Origin of the sequence: Aquabacterium sp., from assembly GCF_044226965.1 — a bacterium.
Classification (GTDB): Bacteria; Pseudomonadota; Gammaproteobacteria; order Burkholderiales; family Burkholderiaceae_C; genus Pseudaquabacterium.
This window is the reverse complement of sequence record NZ_JBGAGA010000002.1, coordinates 136,233-152,987: the sequence shown is the minus strand read 5'-3', so window position 1 is coordinate 152,987 and position 16,755 is coordinate 136,233. Positions and strand designations below refer to the sequence as shown.

The following is a 16,755-nucleotide window of genomic DNA, read 5'->3' as shown; positions in this document are numbered from 1 at the left end:
ATGCGAATCATTCAATGGCCCGAGGGCGTCGCCGAAGAAACTGGCGTCAGCACCACTAACCTGCAAACTCGGCGGGCGCAGGGCGACGCCCCGAAGCTCTACGCGGTCACGGAGCGCCGGCTGGTCACCACCGACGCCGACCTGGCCGAGTGGATCCGGGCGAAGGAAGTGCCGGCGACCTACAAGTGCCGCCCGGCCACGCGCGGCGTGGCAGCGTGAGGCGCCACCATGGCGCCCACAATGGCTGCCGCCGTGCCCGCGGCGGACCGCAAGCCCTTCTCCAGCATGCAGGCCTCGGCCGCACTGGCTGGCTTCACCGTGGAAGCGATCGAGGCGGACCAGGGCGGGGTCGAGTACATCGTCTCGCGCTGGGCCATGACCGTGCGATGCACGACGCTCCGCGAGTTGGCGGCGCTGCTGCGGCGCATGGGCGTGGCGGTCGGATGAGCAACAAGATCACCGCGCTCTGTCGGCCGCTGCAACTGAGCTCGACGCAGAAGGCGGTCCTGATGTGCCTGGCCGACTACGCCCACGACGACGGCCGCGACTGGCACAGCGTGGCCGCCATCATGGAGTGGACGTGCCTGTCCCGCACCCCAGTACTGCGCGCTCTTCGCGACCTCGAGCAGGCCGGGCTGTTGACGATCGAGCGGCGCAACGGCACCCGCAGCGTGACCACCATCGCGCTCGACAAGCTCAAGGACCGGTACTCCACAGATACCGGTGAACAGGCCAAACCGGTACCCCAGGAGAACCGGTATCGCAGGAACACCGGTACTCCTGGAGCACCACACCGGTACTCCTGGAGCACCCCCACCGGTACTCCTGGAGCACAAACCGGTACTCCTGGAGCACCCGAAGCATTAAGAAGCATCAGCGAAGCATCAGAAGCATCAGGGTTGCACGCTGACGCGCGCGGCCCCGGTGACCTGTTCGGGGATTCGGCTGTTGCCGAACCCGAAGGAAGACCGAACAGCCGCAAGCCCTCGAAAGCCAAGACCGAAGGCCGAGGGGTCGCCACACGCGATGCCTACATCGAGGCCTTCAAAGCCAGGTACGGGGTCATGCCGGTCATTGCGGCCAAGGAGAACGCCCTGTTCGCCAAGGTCGTCGATAGCGTCGGGATCGAGGAAGCCCCGAAGCTGGCCGCGTACTTCGTCAGCCAGCAGAACCAGACCGCGTACCACGCGCAGCGCACGCACCCGCCGGAACTGCTGGTTCGTGACCTTTCGGCGCTGCGCGCGCAGATGCTGACCGGCAAGCCCGTGCACTTCAACGGCAAACCCGCACGCCCGTCCTTCACGACGAAGGACTATCACCAAGGAGTCCCGAAGTGACCGACACCATCATCACCGACGAGTCGCCGACGATCGTCTGCGTTGCCCATGGCGAGCAGCCGCGCGTCCTCACGGCATGGCTGGGCGTGGGGCGAAAGCCTACCCAGTGCGGCCGCTGCGTCGAGGAGTTCAAGGAAGCCGAGAAGCAGCGCCGTCGTGAGGAGCGTGTCGAAGAGCTGAAGGACCGGCTCAACTTGCCCGCGCGCCTCTGCGTTGCGGACTTCGACCAGTTCGTTGCGACCGAGAAGCAGCGCCAGGCCGCAGCCCGCTGCAAGGCGTGGGTCGAAGAAGTCGGAGGCCGCGAAGGCGGCACGCTCATCCTGCCCGGCCCGCCCGGCACTGGGAAGTCGACACTCCTGGCTGCCTGTTGCAACCACTACATCGAACAGGAGCTCAGGCAGGCGCGCATGACGACGCAGCGGGAGCTGATTGCCCGTCTGCGCGCAACCTGGCGCAAGGGCGCCGAGGAGTCCGAGCAGCAGGTGCTCGATGACTTCATCAGGCCCGAACTGGTGGCGCTCGATGACGTGGGGGTCAGTCTGGGCGGCGAGGCCGAGCAAGTGCAACTGTTGGACGTCGTCGATGGGCGCTACAAGCGCTTCGGCAGCACCATCATCGCTACGAACCTCACGCTCCCGGAGCTGCGGGATGCCTTGGGCGAGCGCACGTATGACCGCCTGCAGCAGGACGCAACCGTCGTCATTTGCGACTGGCCCTCGTTCCGCACCGGCGGTGCTCGGGGGTGAGTGCCATGCGCGAACGCAACGACGAGGACCGCGACCCGCTGGCCTGCGCAGAGCCGGGCTGTCCGATGCTTGGCACCGTCGATCGTGGGAGCAGCGGCCGATTCCTGTGCTCGGCGCATGCCTGGGCTGAGCCGGCGCGCTGGCGCGGCATCACCGAAGCGCTGAACCGCCAGCAAAGGCTGCGCCAGTTCATCGCCGACCTGCGGCGCCAGGATTCGGTAGCGCCGGCCGTCCTGCTGTCCGCCGCGCGCCAGGTGTGGGGCGATGGCTCCCCGCTGCTGCCGGCCAGCTGGGAGACGCTGGAGGCCTACCGTGAGCGCATGCATCGCGAACTGGTCGCGCGTGTCGAGGAGGCGGTGTCGTGACATCGCGCCGCGTCGCCACGAAGCCCCAGGACGAGACAGCCGTAGCGGCGAAGCCTACAGGCCATACCGAGGGCTTCGTCCTTGCGGCGGTGGCCACGGACCCCGAGTTTCAGGCCGCAATCGCCCTGAAGACGCTGCAGGCCCCCCTATTCCCCGATCGCGTTCTGTCGGTGACCGATGTTGTCGACGTGCTGCGCCGGCGGGTCAAGCGCGTCAACGACAACGACCTGTCGAACGTCGAGGCGACCCTGGTGGCCCAAGCGCAGACGCTGGACGCGGTCTTCAACAACCTGCTGATGCGCTGCACGCGTGAGCAGGGCCTGCAGTCTTGGGAGGCAAACATGCGGGCCGCGCTGCGGGCGCAGAACCAGTGCCGCATGACGCTGGAAACCCTGGCCACGATCAAGAACCCGCCGGTCGTCTTCGCCCGGCAGGCCAACATCAACAACGGCGGGCAGCAGCAGGTCAACAACGGGGCGCAGCCGGTCACGCGCCCGCGTGGTGCTGCATCGGAGCCGATCGGACTATTGGAGGACCAGGGTGAACGGATGGACACCGGAGCGTCGGGCGCGACAGGCGGAGCTGATCCGATCGTGGCGCCCATGGGAGAAGTCGACCGGACCGACAACGGCCGAGGGAAAGGCCCGCGCGTCGCGCAACGCCTGGAAGGGCGGGAACCGAGAGTCGTTGCGCGCATTGCTCCGCGCTCTGCGCGCGCAGCTCGAGGAGCTGATGTCGCTGTAGTGGCGCGTCAGCCGCGGCGTGGCTGACACGTCCTGCGTTCGTTGCGGCGTGGCCACCAGCAGCGAGACCGCGGCCTGGTTCATGGAGATCGAGCGCCACCTGTGCGCGTGCTGCAAGCCGGTGCTGCACCGCTACGTGCGGTCCGCAGCGGGCCAGGGGTTCCACATCGGCCTGCGCAACGCGGGGCGCCCGGCGGCGTTGCGTCTGACGTCGTCGCTGCTGGCCACGGGCATGCCGCGGCCTGAGGTCAGGGCGGCTCTGATGGTGCGGCTGCAGATCAGCAGGAGGACCGCCTACCGCCTCATCAGCGACGCGCTGCAGGCGAGGGGGCCGCGGGCATGAAGCGGAGCTGCAGCCTGGGCGCGGCCCTGGTTGACGAGGTGCTGAAGGCAGTGCCCGAGGCCTCGCGCGCCGCGGTGGGGCGCGTGCTGGCGAAGTACGCCGGCCAGACGATCTACCTGCCCAAGAAGGACCGGCTTGCCCAGCAGCGCCGGCGCGAGCACGCAGCGCGCACGCAACTGGCCGGGGGTGCGTCGGCTGCCGATGCCGTGAACGTTCTGATGCTCCGCTTCCCATGCAGCAGGCGGACGGCACAAGCGGATGTGTTGCGCGTGCAGCGAGTCCAAGAACCATTGCGCATCGGCGAGTGAATATCGGGTTCGACCCCACAACAGGCCAACCCCATGACCACCTTCTCCCCCGATCGTCTCGCGTCGAAGTGCGCGGACATCGTGGATCGCTTCCGCGAGGTCCACGAGAACACCCGGCGCGAGCTGGAAGAAGCGAAGGCCCGCCGCGCCGCGCTGAGCCGGCCCGCGCCGATCGACACCGCCGCCGACGCGCATGCCGTTGCGAAGGCGCAGGCCGCCGACGCCGTGCACGGCACCAGCACCGCGGGACCGCTGACGCAGCGCCTGCAGGCGGACGCCGACCAGTATGCGCGCGACGTGGAGGCCTTCGAGCGCGAGGCCGCCGAACTGGACGCGTTCATCGCCGCTCGCGAGGTGGCGCTGGCCGGCGCGGAAAGCGCCATTGCCGACGCCAGCGCCAGCAGCAGGGCGGCCACCGAGCGCGCGGCCCGCGCTGCCCTCGACACGGCGCGCGCGCAGTACCGCGAGGCGGTGCTGGCCGTGTTCGGCCTGGCGCAGCAGGTCTGGGCATTGGAGACGTTGGCGCAGCTGAGCACCTGGCCGGATCACCGCGCATTCACCACGCAGCACGAGCCGATGGAGCTGCCCGGGCTCGGCGCGTTCGCCGACCACCCGCCGCAGGAAGCGCGCTCGATTGGCGTGCAGGCCGACCCCGGCCCGGCCGGCCGCGTGCGCCTGCCCGACCACCACGCCCAGCAGCACGCGCTGGCGCTGTTCCATTCGATCAAGGCCCAACTGGAAGCGCGGGCGACGACCACCACCGCGAAGGGCTGAGCCATGAACCAGCAATACCTCGACATCAACCTGATCGTGGGCGGCCTTCGCGAGGACCTGCAGCGGCTGAAGCTCGGCGGTGGCTTGGTCTCGACCTATGCCCAGGAGGGCCAGGAAGGGGTCAAGGGCATCTTTCGCGTGACGCGCGCCGATGGCACCGAGGTCCAGCTGACCCCCGCACTGGAGGCCGAGCTGATGGGCGCCATCCGCCGCAATCCCGAGGCGCGAGCGTCGGTCTACGGCATCCCGCCCTTCGAGGAATCCACGGTCCAGCGCGTCGCCGGCAGCCAGAGCATCGACGTGTCCAAGGTCGATCACCCGCAGTACCGCAACGACCGGCCGAAACGATCCGACTTCGCGAGCGAGCCCGACCATGTCCGCGCCGTGGTGGCCTGGGAGAAGGCCCGCGGCTTCACGCCCGGCGGCTTGTGACGGGAGGGCCAGCGATGAAGCTAACCACCGAGGTAAGCGGCGCCGAGAAGGTCCGCCAGACGCTCCTGCGCATCGGTCAGCAGCCGCGCCTGGCGCTGGCGCAGACCGCCGAGGACCTGGAGAACTACGTCGAAGACGAGGCCGCAAAGCACAACAAGACCGGCGCCCTGGTCCGCTCCGTGTACAAGCTGCGGCTGCCCGATGGCAATTGGGAGATCGGCCACGACCGACAAGTCGCACCTGAGGCCTTGTTCGTCCACTGGGGTACGAAGCCCCACAAGATCAAGCCGAAGCGCAAGAAGTGGCTGCGCTGGCCCGCCTTCGATCACTACGTCTTCGCCAAGGAAGTGAACCACCCCGGCTACAAGGGCGACCCCTGGCTGAAGCGGGCCGCGGCGCTGGCGCCCATCGTCTTCGACCGCCATGTGCAGGCGCTGCTGGCCAATACCCCGCGGGGCTCGAATGGCTGACCAGCTTGATGTCAAGTTCCGTCTGAACCTCGAGGGCGACGATCGGGTGCAGAAGGGCCTGGGCGCTGTCGGCGACGCGTTCGCCGTTTCGGCCGAGGACGCGCTGAAGCTGGAGAAGGCCACCGCCGCGGCTGCGGTCGCGCAGGCCAAGCTCGACGCCGCGGTCGCGAAGTCCACGGCGGCACAGGCTGCGTTCGCCAAGGCCTCGCAGGACGCAACCGCGTCGCAGGCCAGCATCGCCGAAGCGGCCCGCAAGGCCGCTGACGCGCAGGCCCAGCAAGCCGCGGCGGCCGCCCGGCTGCGCGAGCAGTCCGCGGCGCTGAAGACGCTGGAGGACGCGCAGCGCGGCGTGGCCACGCAGAGCAAGCTGACCACCTACCAGACCGCGCAGCTCTCCGCGCAGCTGCAAGACCTGTTCGTGCAGATCCAGGCCGGCGGCAACCCGCTGACGGCGCTGATCCAGCAGGGGTCGCAGCTCAATGCCGTCTTCGGCGGCACAGGCGGCGCGCTGCGGGCCGTTGCGTCCCTGGTGTCGCCCACGCTGGTGCTGTTCGGCACCCTGGCCGGCGCGCTCGGCGCTGTGGCGCTGGCCTACAAAGCAGGCACAGCCGAGGACGACGAGTTCCGCCGCAGCCTGATCCTGAGCGGCAACTACGCGGGGGCGACGAGCGCGAAGCTGCGCGAGCTCGCACAGGCGCAGGGCGCGCTGGTCGGCACCGAGGCCAAGGCGTCGGCCGCAATCGCAACCCTGGCCGCCACTGGCAACGTGGCGGTAGGCCAGATGGGCAAGCTGTCCGAAGCGATGATCCGGCTCAGCCGCGAGGGCGTCGCCGGCATCGACGACTTGGCCAAGCGGTTCGATTCCCTCGGCAAGTCGCCGCTGTCCACGCTGGTGCAGTTGAACCAGGCCGAGAATTTCCTGACGCGCTCGGTCTACGACCAGGTGCGCGCCCTGGAGCAGCAGCACAGGCTGGCCGAGGCGGCTGCCCTGGCACAGAAGACCTATGCCGATGTCGGCATCGAGCGCGCCAAGGCCCTGGAGGGTCAACTCGGCTCGATCGAGCGCGGTTGGCGCGCCATCACCAATGCCGCGGCCGAAGCCTGGTCTGCCATGCTGAACGTCGGCCGGCAGCAGACGCCCGGCCAGCGCCTGGAGGAACTGCAGAAGCGCCTGGAGGCCAACGCGCGCCGCACGGACCGCGCCGACTCGTTCGACCCGCTCTCGGGCACCCGGCGGCAAGGAGCCGACTCGCAACGTGCCGAACTGCTGGACGAGATCCGCGACCTGCAGGCCGGGGCGTTCTGGGAGAACGCATGGGCCGAGGCCAAGGCGAAGAACGCCAAGGCGACCAAGGACTACATCGCCGCGCAGCCCGAGGCCGAGGCCGCCCGAAAGAAGGCGATCGAAGACGCGAAGCGCCTGGTCGACGCCGGCAAGACGCTGGCCGGCTCGCTGGCCGCCCAGGCCGCGGGGCTCAGCGGCTCATTCGCCGACGACTGGAAGGCCCTCAGTGCGGCGTACACCGCCGGCGCACTCAGCGCTGGCCAGCTCGAGGAAGCGCAACGCCTGCTGCTGGCTCAACAGCCGGCCATGGTGGCCAATGCCAAGGCCGTGATGGATGCGGCCGTTGCGGTGGCGGCGGCGCGCGTCAAGGAAGCCGAGGGCATCGACGCATACCTGCTGGCCCAGAAGCAGGCGTCGCTGCAGGCTGTGTCGACGGCCCGCGGCCGGGTGTCGTCTCTTGAGGACGAACTGCAGGCGATGACGCTGGCGGCGTCGGCGAACATCAGCCTCGCCGAGGCGGTGGAACGGGTGGCCATCGCACGCCTGCGTGAGCGACAGGACCGGCTGGTCACGGGAAGCGAGGCCTGGCAGGACGTGCAGCGCGAGATCGAGGCCCGGACCAAGCTGCTGGGGCTCATCCAAGACAAGGACGTGCTGGCCGCGAACGCCGAGAACGCGCGGAAGATCGCCGACCAGTGGGCGCGGCTGTCGGACAGCATCGGGCAGGGCTTCGCCGAGGCACTCATGCGCGGTGGCGACTCGGCCAAGGACTACCTCGAGCGCGAGTTCGCAAACCTGGTGCTTGTGCCGCTCATCAAGACCACCGTCGCACCGCTGACAGGTGCGATCGCTTCGCTGCTCACCGGGTACACCGGCAGCGGGGGTGGCACCGGCGGCGCGTCGGGCGGCGGCGCCTACTCGTGGTTGAGCAGCCTCGGTTCGGCTGGCTCGGTCTACAAGGCCGCGGCCGGCTGGCTTGGCGGCGGCACCGCGGCGGCATCGTCCACGGCGGCGATTGCAGGCAGCGAGTACGGCGCGGCGATCAATGCCGCACTGGCCGAGTACGGGATCACGTCCGGCACGGCGGTCGCCGGCGGCACTGCGGCGGCGTCATCGTCGGCAGCTGCAGCGATTCCTATCGTCGGGTGGATCGTCGCGGCCCTGCTGGCCTCGAATGCCGCATACAAGTCGGGCAACACCGCCGACATGATCAGCCAGGATGCCCGCGACATCGGGGTCGGCAAGTTCGAGCTGGACAAGTACCGAACCCTTAGCTCGCTCGGCGTCAGCGACAAGTGGGCACAGATCCTCAGTGGCGCGCCGATCGCGGCCAGGCTGTTCGGCAACAAGGCCAGCGTGAGCGGCTTCGGCGTGGGCACCTGGCTCGATGGCGATTTCAATCTCGGCAACACCGCGCCGTTCGGTTTCGGCCGGAACATCCTCAAGGGCGGCGCCGATGCCGGCCTGCAGGAGCTGGTCGCCTCGATCACCGGTGCTGTCGCCTCGGCCGCCTCGACGTTCGGCGGCAGCCTTCGCGACGGCCTTCGGGTCACGGCGCTGACCGACCGCGACCGCGAGGGGCAGGTCGCTGCGCTGCTGGGCTACCTGAGGCCCGACAACACGCTCATCGCCGGCACGCAGACCGGCTCGGGCAGCTTCGGCAGCGGCGGCCCGGGCACCGCGGCCAGCAAGATCGCCGCGGAGGACCTGCAGCAGTGGTTCACCGACCAGATGCCGCTGGTCATCATCCAGGGCCTGCGGCAATCGAACCTGGACGCTCGCTTCAAAGACTACTTCGATGCCGTCGCCAGCTCTGCAGACCTCAGTGCCGAGAAGGCGCAGACGATCCTGCAGACCGCGTCGAGCGTGGCGCAGCTGTCCAAGGCCTTCGGTGACTTCGGCGGCGGGCTGGGCCAGTTCAAGTCGGCGAGCGTGAGCGCCCTGGCCGAACTCGCGCAGATGGCCGGCGGCTTCGATGCGCTGGGCACGCAGGCGTCCGCGTTCGTGAGCCACTTCCTGGGCGAGGACGAGAAGCTCGCCGCGGCGTCGAAGCAGTTCAATGGGCAACTGACGGCCCTGGGGCTGCCGCTGCTGGACCTGTCGCAGTCCTCGGAGCAATTGCGGGCCACATGGCGCAGCCTGCTCGACGCTCAGGACTTGAGTACCGAATCCGGGCGCAAGGCAGCCGCGGCGATCTATGGTCTGTCCGACGCGATCGGCTCGATCGTCGATGCCAAGGCGAAGGCCGAGGCTGCGCTGCAGGATGCCATCGACAAGGTGCTGCCGAAGTACCTGACTGCGGACCAGCAGACCCAGCGGCAGTACAGCGGCATCTCGGCAGACCTGAAGGCCGCGGGCGTCAACGTGAGCGTGGGCGACCTGCTGGGCGCCACGAAGGAGGACATCTTCTCGTTCGCCCAGGCATTCGTCGCGCTCAGCACGAACAGCCTCGACGCGAAGCTGGCCGTGGTGAACGCCGCCGGCGCCCTGGCCGACCTGAAGGACGCCGCGGTCTCCGTCGCGTCGTCGAAGGCCAAGGAGAACCTGATCAAGGGCTACGAGATGATCACCTCGCAGCAGCAGGCCGCTGTGGATGCGAGGCAGGTCAACGACCTCTATGCGCAGTACACGCCCGACAAGGTCTTCAGCCTGCTCGACAAGAAAGACCAAGAGTTCTGGCGCAACTACGTGACCCTCGGGCCGGGATACGGCGGCGGCCCGGTCTCCGACAAGGATGCGGCGGCAGCCATCCTCGGCCCGACGCTCGCGTCATACCAGAACTACTTCGTCGGCCGCGACCTGAAGCTGGAGGCCGACTGGCAAGCCCAGGTGCCGCAAATCATCGCGGCCGCCGACGCGGCGCGCAACGAGCGCCTCGCGAACTCCGGCGGCGTCTACGACGACAAGTCCACGCAGATCGCGCAGGAGCAGCTCAACGCCACGAACGACCTGATCCGCCAGCTCGACAGCCTGGAGCAGTCGCTCAGCGACTACATGGACTCGCTGCTCACCAGCGACCTCTCGCCGCTGTCGAAGGAGGACCAGTACAAGGCCGCGCGCAGCCAGCTCGACGATGTTGCGGCGCGCGCGCTGCAGGGCGACCTGCAGGCCGGCCGGGCGGCCATCGATGCCGTGGCGACCTTCCTTCGCAGTTCCGAGGCCTACAACGCGCGCGGCACGGCCTACACCAGTGACTTCAACTTCGGGCAGGACATCCTGCACCGCATCGAGGCGGTGATGCAGCGGATCGAGACGAACACGAAGCAGACAGTGCAGGCCACCGCGGCCAGCGGCGAGTCGATCACCGGCGCGATCGAAGACGGCAACTCGATCACGGCGCAGTCCCTGGCCTACAAGACCCTGCGGGAGGCCATTGATGCTCCGTAACCCGGTCTTCCCGGCGGACCCTGAGGCCGAGGCGGCGCTGCACATCGCGATCGCGCGGTTCAAGGCGAACCCGGAGTCCGACGTGCTGATGGACGCGTACCTCGACGCCTACGTCGCGTTGCACTGCCCGAACAGCACGCCGCAGATGAAGGCAGCACGGCGCGGCGTCGCTGGAGGCTTTGCAGTGCTGTACCGGCTTCGCGAGCGGCACCCGAACCCGTCCGAGCTGGCCGAGGTCGACATGCGCTGATGGCTGGCGACCGTTCCGCAGGACCTCCAGCCGTGGCCGAAGGCATGCCACAGGTCGTCGAAGCATTCGCCAACGGCAGAGCGCGCAAGCCCGAGGCGCGCCGCCTGTTCCAGATGATGACGACGGCCAGGCATCTCGCAGAGGATGGCGTTCGGGCCGAGGTGGGCGCTGTGGTCGATCGCGTGACCCCCGTGCTCCTGGCGGCCCTCAAGGGTCCGATGCCGATGCGGCTGACGATGCGCGACGCTCAGCTTCTGCGCGAGCTGCTGGCGCTCCACGAACAGCAGCGCGGCCTCGTCGCGCCGACCGACTACGCGAAAGCGCAGGCCCGCGCGCAGATCACCATTAAGCGCTGGGTGCGGGAGGCGAAGGCACAGCGCGGCGCGGGTGGCCGCTGAAGGGCCGGCGTGCGCAAGCCCATCGCGATCCGCCGGCAGCACGCCATCGCAGCGCATCCGGTGTTCCAGGCGCTGAACCGCGAGCCGGCCGCGCCGGCGGAGCTGGCGTCGATCCAGGCCGGCGAGCTGCTGGCGCTGGACGACCTGGCGCGGGGCGTGGCCACCGAGCGGGCGACGCAGGACCTGATCGACATGCTGCTCACGGCCGGCGCGCTCGGGCGCATGGGCATCGGGCCTGAGGTGCTGCCGCTGCTGGGCGGCGCGCTGGGGCTTGCGCTGCGCCTGCATGCCGGGCCGAAGCCGGCGCGCCTGGAGGGTCCAGGGCTCGCGCTCCTGCGCCAGGTGCGCGACCTGCACGACCAGCAGCGGCGCATCGCGAGCCGGGCGGAGCTTGTGCGGGCTGGGCTGGAGGCGATGGGGCAGCTGGCCGCGGCTACTCGCCGGGCCGCAGGATCTTCCACGTCGACCACTCGTTGAAAGCGGCCGTGCAGTTCGGGCAGCTGGTGGCGTCCAGGCGGACCTGCGCCTCGCACTTCGAGCAGCGGCCATAGGCCACAACCCCCGACGGCTGGGCGGGCGCCGCAGCCGGTTGCACCGCCGGCGCCACTGACGGCCCGCCGGCCAGCAGCCGGGCCTTCTGCGCGGTGAACTCGTCCGGCGTCAGCACTCCCTTGTCGCGCAGGTCTGCGAGCTTCACCAGCTCATCGGCGACGAACGGGGCAGGGCCGGCTGGAGGGGTCGCAACCGGCATTGCCGGAGCCGTAGAGGCGGCCTGCGCAGGCGTCTGCAGCCCGAGGCGCGCCTGGCGTGAGGAATCCGACTCAAGGCCGGTGCCGGCCACGGATCCCGGCTGTACCTCGCGCCAGCCTTGTCGAAGGTACCGGTTGGCCAGGATCGTATTGATCGACGCCGCGTAGACGATCCACAGGATCGGCGTCACGAGCACCACCGCAGGGCCGCCGCCGACCAGCGCGCAGACCACGACGATGAAAATCTGGATGAAGACATGGCCCCACAGCCCGACGGCCAAGAGGTAGATCCAGCCGAACAGCAGGGACCACAGCCAAGCCGAGTCGCTGAAGGACTCGCGGTGGCCGTTCTGCGGGTTCTCGAAAGTCCGATCCATGGCGCCCATCCCTCCCTTGTTGCTGCCCTGGGCCGCGATCCTCGGTCCGTTCGTCCTGTGACGCAAGGCGGCATCCACAGGGCTGGGGGCGCCGACCGCGCGGGTAGGGATGGGCCAGGGCCGACGCCTCGCGTCCAATCCGCCCCTTGCGCGCGTCGCCAGTTCGGGTGCACACTTCCTCTGCCGTCACGGTCGTGGCGGTCGGGTGTGGAAGCCCGGAAGAAACTCAGGCGCGCGGCCGCCTTAGAGCGGCTTTTGCTTTTCTGCGCGCAACGCGCGGACCGCTCAATGGCGGCCCGGGCGGGGAGGCCTCTTGGCCTGCCGGAACCTGAGTCCCGGTACTTCCACCCCCGTTTCCGGGCCGCCGCCCATCGTGTGGAAGCGAAGACGACGGCCCTTGACTCGACTCAGGAGCCATCCATGGCTGTCATGACCTCGGGCGCCCCAGCTGCGCCCACCCATTCCCCCATCACCCGCACCCGCGTCTGCCACGGCTCGCTGTCGTTCGGCAGCTGCCCGGCCGGCGTCTACACCTCACGGCGCGAGGGTGACGCCCGAGTGTCCGTCGAGATCGCCTGTGACGGCGTGCTGATCACCGGCCGGTTGTCGGCCGTCCAGGCCCGCGCAATGGCCAAGGCCCTGCTGTCGGCGGCCGACGCCGCCGGCGCGTCGCAACGCTTCGTGCGGGGTGCAGCATGAGCGCCACGGTTCTGCCCGACCGCATCACGCGCCTCGGCATGGAGGCCACCTGGGAGATTGCCGCGCTGGCGCAATCGATCGTCGAGCACTCACCGATGCGGTACGAGGACCCGACGCCGCTTGTCGTTCGCGGCATGGCAATGCGGATCGCGCAGCTCAATTCCCGGCTGATGGCCATGCTGTCCAAGGACCTGGACGGCAACACGCAGGACGAGCAGGAACGCGGGATGGCGCTGGTCGTCGTGGGCGAAGCGGCCGCGCTTGCTGAGTCGGATCTGCTTGCCGGTGAGCCGCCAGCGAAGGCTGCCCAGCAGCGGCAGGCCGGCGCGAACATGGCGCGCATCGTGGTCGACAGCCTGGTCTCCATCGAGGAGCAGTACCTCGAGCGCGCGGGCACTGACAAGCCGTCCGACCTGACTCTGGCCGGCAGCGAACTCGACATCGCTGTGCAGACCGCGCTAACCCAACCGGATGCGGTCCGCGACGGCTTCTTCCTCGTCCTGTCGGCGCTGCTGATCGGGCACCAGCGAGGCGGGTTTGGCGAGGATTGGGACCCTGCGGAAGTGCTTGCGAGGCACGGCGGTGCCGACGCATCGAAAGGCGGTGCAGCATGAACGCCGCCCTGGTAGCCGCAGCCGACGCGCTGTGGATGATCCGCAGCGTCAACGAAGCGACGAGCTTGCTGGCCGATGATCTGTGCATCGGAGGCGAGCCCGACCCGCACCAGATGGCGCAGCGCGAGGCCCTTGGCGCCTGCATCTTCAGGGTTCGCGCCATTGCCGAGCAGGCCTACCAGCAGGCCCAGGCTGCGCTGGAGGCTGTCGGCAGAGGCGAGGGTGTCACTGCGGACCCGATCGCCCCGCCATCGCCCGACGCGGCGGCAGGCTCTGCCGCACTCGCTGCCCTGGACGCCATCGTGACGCTTGCCGAGAAGGCGCTGGAAGACGGCCCCGCCTTTGGTGACGACGTCTACTTCGAGGGCATCCGCGCGATTGCGGAACGGGCTCGGGGTGGCGAGCCGGCCGGCTCGGCGGTGGGGGCCACATCATGAACCGCGAACTCCTCCAGAACTACGCCGGCAGGGTCAAGCAGGCAATGGAGGTCGAGCACGACCCGGCCACCGCCAGGGGGTTCCTGCTCTCGATCGCCATGGAGCTCGGCGGCGACTTGCAGCTGGCCGGGCGTCTCGCGCCGGCCGAGCTGTCGCTGTACCTGCTGGTGCTGCTGCTGGCGCTGCCGGCCGGGCAGGCGGGCGGCGCCTCCCCCTGATGGGTGCACCTGAAAGGGTGGGCCGGCGGCAGCGAACTAGTCGCGATTCGCGCCTCAGTTCAAGTCGCTGCCGCCGCGGTGAACTCCCTACAGTAGCCGCGTGAGCCATCTGCGCCTCGCAGTGGCCGAGTGATACCCAGTAGTTGATACCTGGCGGGTGGCGACCACCTATGGAAACCACCTCCCGGGTATCCCCTGAACATGCAGGTGTAGCCCCCGATGCCGCTGCCCCGGGTCGCCGCCTACAGTGCGCTCGCGGCCCGGATGGTCGGCATGGGAGCGGGATGGAAGGCAAGGCGGGCAGGACGCTCGACGACGTGGCCGGGGTGCACGCGATCGAGGCGCGCTACCGGGCCGGCCTGTTCCGCGCGATCTTCGGCGTCACCGTGCTGGCGCACGTCGTCTACGTGCTGGGCATCAGCCGCGTCACCCCCTGGCACGGCTACCTCACGCTGGGGCTGGCACTGGTCGTCGGCCTGGCGGTGGAACTGGGCCCGGCGCGCCGGTGGGGCGCCGCCCACGCGCTGCGCCATGTGCATGGCGTCAGCCTGATCGGCACGCTGTACACCGCGCACCTGGCCGCCTTGGTGGCGGCCAGCGGCGCCGCGGCCGGCGCGCCGGCCAGCTGGTGGATGTCGGTCTACCCGTTCTACGTCATCCTGGCCGGCGCCATCCGCACCGGCCTCGTGCTGATGGGCTTCACGCTGGCCTGGTTCGTCGCGGTGTTCGCCGCGGTGGCGCAGGGCTGGCTGGCCGCGCCGCCGCCGCAGCCCGGCGACGACTGGCGCGCGCTGACCGCGATGGTGGCCTCCACCGCGGTGCTGGCGCTGTTCACGGTGATGGCCTCGCGCCGCCGCTTCGAGTTGCGCGATGCGCTGCTGGCCAACATGGAGCGCCTGGCGCAGGAACGCGAGCAGGCGCGCGCCGACGCCAATGCCAAGGTGATGCTGCTGGCCAACATGAGCCACGAGCTGCGCACGCCGCTCAACGGCGTGATCGGCACCGCCGAACTGCTGGCCACGCCCGAGCTGGCGCCGGGCCAGCAGCGCCAGCTGATCGGCCTGATGCGGCAGAGCGCCGACATCCTGAGCCAGCTGATCGACGACGTGCTCGACTACGCCCAGCTCGAGGCCGGCCGCATGCAGATCGACCGCACGCCGATCGACCCGCGTGCCACCGCGTTCAGCGTGGTCGAGCTGTTCGCGCCGCGCGCGCATGCCAAGGGCATCGAGATCGGCGGCTTCTTCGCCGCCGACGTGCCGGCGATGGTGGAGGGCGACGCGACACGGCTGCGCCAGGTGCTCGCCAACTTCATCTCCAACGCGGTGAAGTTCACCGAGCGCGGCAGCGTCTACCTGCGCTGCGCCTGCGAGGCCGATGACGCGGGCGCGCGCTGGCTGCGCTTCGATGTCGAGGACAGCGGCATCGGCCTTGCGCCGCCCGCGCTGCAGCGCCTGTTCGAGCCCTTCGTGCAGGCCAGCCGCAGCACGGCGCAGCGCTACGGCGGCAGCGGCCTCGGCCTGTCGATCTGCCGCCAGCTGGCCGAGCGCATGGGCGGCCGCGTCGCCGCGCGCAGCGCGCCGGGCCAGGGCTCGGTGTTCTCGCTGTGGCTGCCGCTGCATCCGCTGCCCGGCCCGGGCACGATCGACTTCCCGCCCGCGCCGCCGCTGCCGGGCGTGTGCCTGATGGCGCGCAGCGCGTTCATGCGCCGCCACCTGGCCGAGATGCTGGCGCTGCCCGGCATCGCGCTGAGCTGCATCGACCGGCTCGATCCGGTCGCGCTGGCCGCACTGGCGCCGCGCAGCGTGCTGCTGATCGACAGCGCGGCGCTCGACGATGCCGCATCGGCGCAGCAGCTGCCGGCGGCCATCGCGTGCATGCATGCGCTGGGCTCGCTGCCGGTGCTGCTCAGCGGCACCGGCTCGCGCGACGCGCCGGTCAGCGTCACCGGCGCGACCGTGGTGCTGTACAAGCCGCTGCGGCTGTCGCGCCTGCTGACGGTGCTGGCGCAGGCGCTGGAGGTGCAGCCGGCGCTGCCGGCATCGGCCGCGCCGCCGCAGGCGCCGTTGCTGCAGGACCTGCGGGTGCTGCTGGCCGAGGACAACCCGGTGAACCAGATCATCGCGCAGAGCATGCTCGAGCACCTGGGCGCCGAAGTGCGCGTGGCCGCCAGCGGCGCGCAGACGCTCGACGCGCTGGGCCGCGCGGAGTTCGACCTGCTGCTGCTCGACTGCGAGATGCCCGACGTCGACGGCCTCGAGGTCGCGCGGCGCTGGCGCGCGCACGAGCAGCGGCAGGGCTTGGCGCGACTGCCGATCGTCGCGGTCACCGGCCGCTCGCGGCGCGAGGCCTGGCCGGCCTGCAGCGCGGCCGGCATGGACGACTTCCTGGGCAAGCCCTTCCTGCGCGAGCAGTTGGTGGCGGTGCTCAGGCCCTGGGTGCAGGCGCAGCGGGTGCCGGGCCCGGCTTGACCCGCGAGGTCATCGACACCCGGCGGCGGCGCCCGCACGATGGCGGCAAGTGAGTCACATCGTCAAGCGCAATCGTCAACGCACCGAAGGAGCATTCGAATGGACGGCATCGACCTCGTTCCGCTGGCCGTGGGCCACATGATCGGCATGGGGGCCATCGGCTCCTGCGTGGGCATCGGCATCCTGGGCGCGAAGTTCCTCGAAGGATCGGCGCGCCAGCCCGAGCTGATCGAGAAGCTGCAGGGCAAGGTGTTCCTGCTGGCCGGCATCACCGACGGGGCCTTCATCATCGCCACCGGCATCGGCCTGTGGTTCTCCACCGCCAACCCGTTCCGGCACTGAAGGCCGGGGC

Annotated in this window: 22 protein-coding genes; 21 read left to right on the top strand and 1 reads right to left on the bottom strand. The window is 69.9% G+C overall.

Going from position 1 to position 16,755, the window contains the following annotated elements; translation table 11 throughout:
* Genes ACILR4_RS01725 through ACILR4_RS01655 form a run of 15 tightly spaced genes read left to right on the top strand, consistent with a single transcriptional unit; the run spans window position 1 to window position 11,315 of the window.
* On the top strand, window positions 1–219 hold the full coding sequence (locus ACILR4_RS01725) for a hypothetical protein (RefSeq protein WP_395699091.1): 219 nt from the start codon (window positions 1–3) through the stop codon (window positions 217–219).
* A 21-nt stretch (window positions 220–240) separates the two neighbouring features.
* Complete coding sequence (locus ACILR4_RS01720; RefSeq protein ID WP_395699090.1) at window positions 241–447, top strand: hypothetical protein; 207 nt, start codon at window positions 241–243, stop codon at window positions 445–447.
* A complete protein-coding gene (locus ACILR4_RS01715) occupies window positions 444–1,337 on the top strand; it encodes a helix-turn-helix domain-containing protein (RefSeq protein ID WP_395699089.1) in 894 nt (297 codons plus the stop codon). Before ACILR4_RS01720 ends, ACILR4_RS01715 begins: the two co-directional genes overlap by 4 nt.
* Window positions 1,334–2,083 carry an ATP-binding protein gene (locus ACILR4_RS01710; protein WP_395699088.1) on the top strand — a complete coding sequence of 250 codons (750 nt, stop codon included), beginning with the start codon at window positions 1,334–1,336 and terminating at the stop codon, window positions 2,081–2,083. The genes ACILR4_RS01715 and ACILR4_RS01710 overlap by 4 nt, the downstream gene beginning before the upstream one ends.
* Before the next feature lie 5 nt (window positions 2,084–2,088).
* Window positions 2,089–2,448 (top strand): hypothetical protein, encoded by a 360-nt coding sequence (locus ACILR4_RS01705; protein WP_395699087.1) that lies wholly within the window; start codon window positions 2,089–2,091, stop codon window positions 2,446–2,448.
* Window positions 2,445–3,218, top strand: a complete 774-nt coding sequence (locus tag ACILR4_RS01700; RefSeq protein ID WP_395699086.1) for a hypothetical protein — start codon at window positions 2,445–2,447, stop codon at window positions 3,216–3,218. The genes ACILR4_RS01705 and ACILR4_RS01700 overlap by 4 nt, the downstream gene beginning before the upstream one ends.
* Before the next feature lie 22 nt (window positions 3,219–3,240).
* Window positions 3,241–3,534, top strand: a complete 294-nt coding sequence (locus tag ACILR4_RS01695; RefSeq protein ID WP_395699085.1) for a hypothetical protein — start codon at window positions 3,241–3,243, stop codon at window positions 3,532–3,534.
* Window positions 3,531–3,842, top strand: a complete 312-nt coding sequence (locus tag ACILR4_RS01690; RefSeq protein ID WP_395699084.1) for a hypothetical protein — start codon at window positions 3,531–3,533, stop codon at window positions 3,840–3,842. Before ACILR4_RS01695 ends, ACILR4_RS01690 begins: the two co-directional genes overlap by 4 nt.
* A gap of 33 nt (window positions 3,843–3,875) precedes the next feature.
* Complete coding sequence (locus ACILR4_RS01685; RefSeq protein ID WP_395699083.1) at window positions 3,876–4,616, top strand: hypothetical protein; 741 nt, start codon at window positions 3,876–3,878, stop codon at window positions 4,614–4,616.
* A 3-nt stretch (window positions 4,617–4,619) separates the two neighbouring features.
* Window positions 4,620–5,048 (top strand): hypothetical protein, encoded by a 429-nt coding sequence (locus ACILR4_RS01680; RefSeq protein WP_395699082.1) that lies wholly within the window; start codon window positions 4,620–4,622, stop codon window positions 5,046–5,048.
* A gap of 14 nt (window positions 5,049–5,062) precedes the next feature.
* Complete coding sequence (locus ACILR4_RS01675) at window positions 5,063–5,518, top strand: hypothetical protein (protein ID WP_395699081.1); 456 nt, start codon at window positions 5,063–5,065, stop codon at window positions 5,516–5,518.
* Window positions 5,472–10,190 (top strand): phage tail length tape measure family protein, encoded by a 4,719-nt coding sequence (locus ACILR4_RS01670; protein WP_395699080.1) that lies wholly within the window; start codon window positions 5,472–5,474, stop codon window positions 10,188–10,190. The genes ACILR4_RS01675 and ACILR4_RS01670 overlap by 47 nt, the downstream gene beginning before the upstream one ends.
* The gene (locus tag ACILR4_RS01665; RefSeq protein ID WP_395699079.1) at window positions 10,180–10,440 is read left to right on the top strand and encodes a hypothetical protein; all 261 of its coding nucleotides are present in this window, start codon (window positions 10,180–10,182) and stop codon (window positions 10,438–10,440) included. The genes ACILR4_RS01670 and ACILR4_RS01665 overlap by 11 nt, the downstream gene beginning before the upstream one ends.
* Before the next feature lie 32 nt (window positions 10,441–10,472).
* The gene (locus ACILR4_RS01660; RefSeq protein ID WP_395699078.1) at window positions 10,473–10,838 is read left to right on the top strand and encodes a hypothetical protein; all 366 of its coding nucleotides are present in this window, start codon (window positions 10,473–10,475) and stop codon (window positions 10,836–10,838) included.
* 9 nt (window positions 10,839–10,847) lie between these two features.
* Complete coding sequence (locus ACILR4_RS01655; RefSeq protein ID WP_395699077.1) at window positions 10,848–11,315, top strand: hypothetical protein; 468 nt, start codon at window positions 10,848–10,850, stop codon at window positions 11,313–11,315.
* On the opposite strand, the gene ACILR4_RS01650 is transcribed toward ACILR4_RS01655, so the two are convergent.
* Window positions 11,272–11,964, bottom strand: a complete 693-nt coding sequence (locus ACILR4_RS01650) for an SHOCT domain-containing protein (RefSeq protein WP_395699076.1) — start codon at window positions 11,962–11,964, stop codon at window positions 11,272–11,274. The two genes, ACILR4_RS01655 and ACILR4_RS01650, sit on opposite strands and share 44 nt — an antisense overlap.
* Before the next feature lie 420 nt (window positions 11,965–12,384).
* Here ACILR4_RS01650 and ACILR4_RS01645 point away from each other — a divergent pair, with 420 nt between their 5' ends.
* From ACILR4_RS01645 to atpE, 6 genes are all read left to right on the top strand, one after another.
* A complete protein-coding gene (locus ACILR4_RS01645) occupies window positions 12,385–12,663 on the top strand; it encodes a hypothetical protein (protein ID WP_395699075.1) in 279 nt (92 codons plus the stop codon).
* Entirely contained in the window at window positions 12,660–13,277 is a 618-nt protein-coding gene (locus ACILR4_RS01640) for a hypothetical protein (RefSeq protein WP_395699074.1), read from the top strand. Before ACILR4_RS01645 ends, ACILR4_RS01640 begins: the two co-directional genes overlap by 4 nt.
* Window positions 13,274–13,714 carry a hypothetical protein gene (locus ACILR4_RS01635; protein ID WP_395699073.1) on the top strand — a complete coding sequence of 147 codons (441 nt, stop codon included), beginning with the start codon at window positions 13,274–13,276 and terminating at the stop codon, window positions 13,712–13,714. Before ACILR4_RS01640 ends, ACILR4_RS01635 begins: the two co-directional genes overlap by 4 nt.
* On the top strand, window positions 13,711–13,932 hold the full coding sequence (locus ACILR4_RS01630) for a hypothetical protein (RefSeq protein ID WP_395699072.1): 222 nt from the start codon (window positions 13,711–13,713) through the stop codon (window positions 13,930–13,932). Before ACILR4_RS01635 ends, ACILR4_RS01630 begins: the two co-directional genes overlap by 4 nt.
* 284 nt (window positions 13,933–14,216) lie before the next feature.
* Window positions 14,217–16,403: an ATP-binding protein gene (locus tag ACILR4_RS01625; RefSeq protein WP_395699071.1), complete on the top strand. Its 2,187-nt coding sequence runs from the start codon at window positions 14,217–14,219 to the stop codon at window positions 16,401–16,403.
* Window positions 16,404–16,502: 99 nt separating this feature from the next.
* Window positions 16,503–16,745 carry a F0F1 ATP synthase subunit C gene (gene atpE, locus ACILR4_RS01620; protein WP_395699070.1) on the top strand — a complete coding sequence of 81 codons (243 nt, stop codon included), beginning with the start codon at window positions 16,503–16,505 and terminating at the stop codon, window positions 16,743–16,745.
* Window positions 16,746–16,755 lie beyond the last annotated feature (10 nt).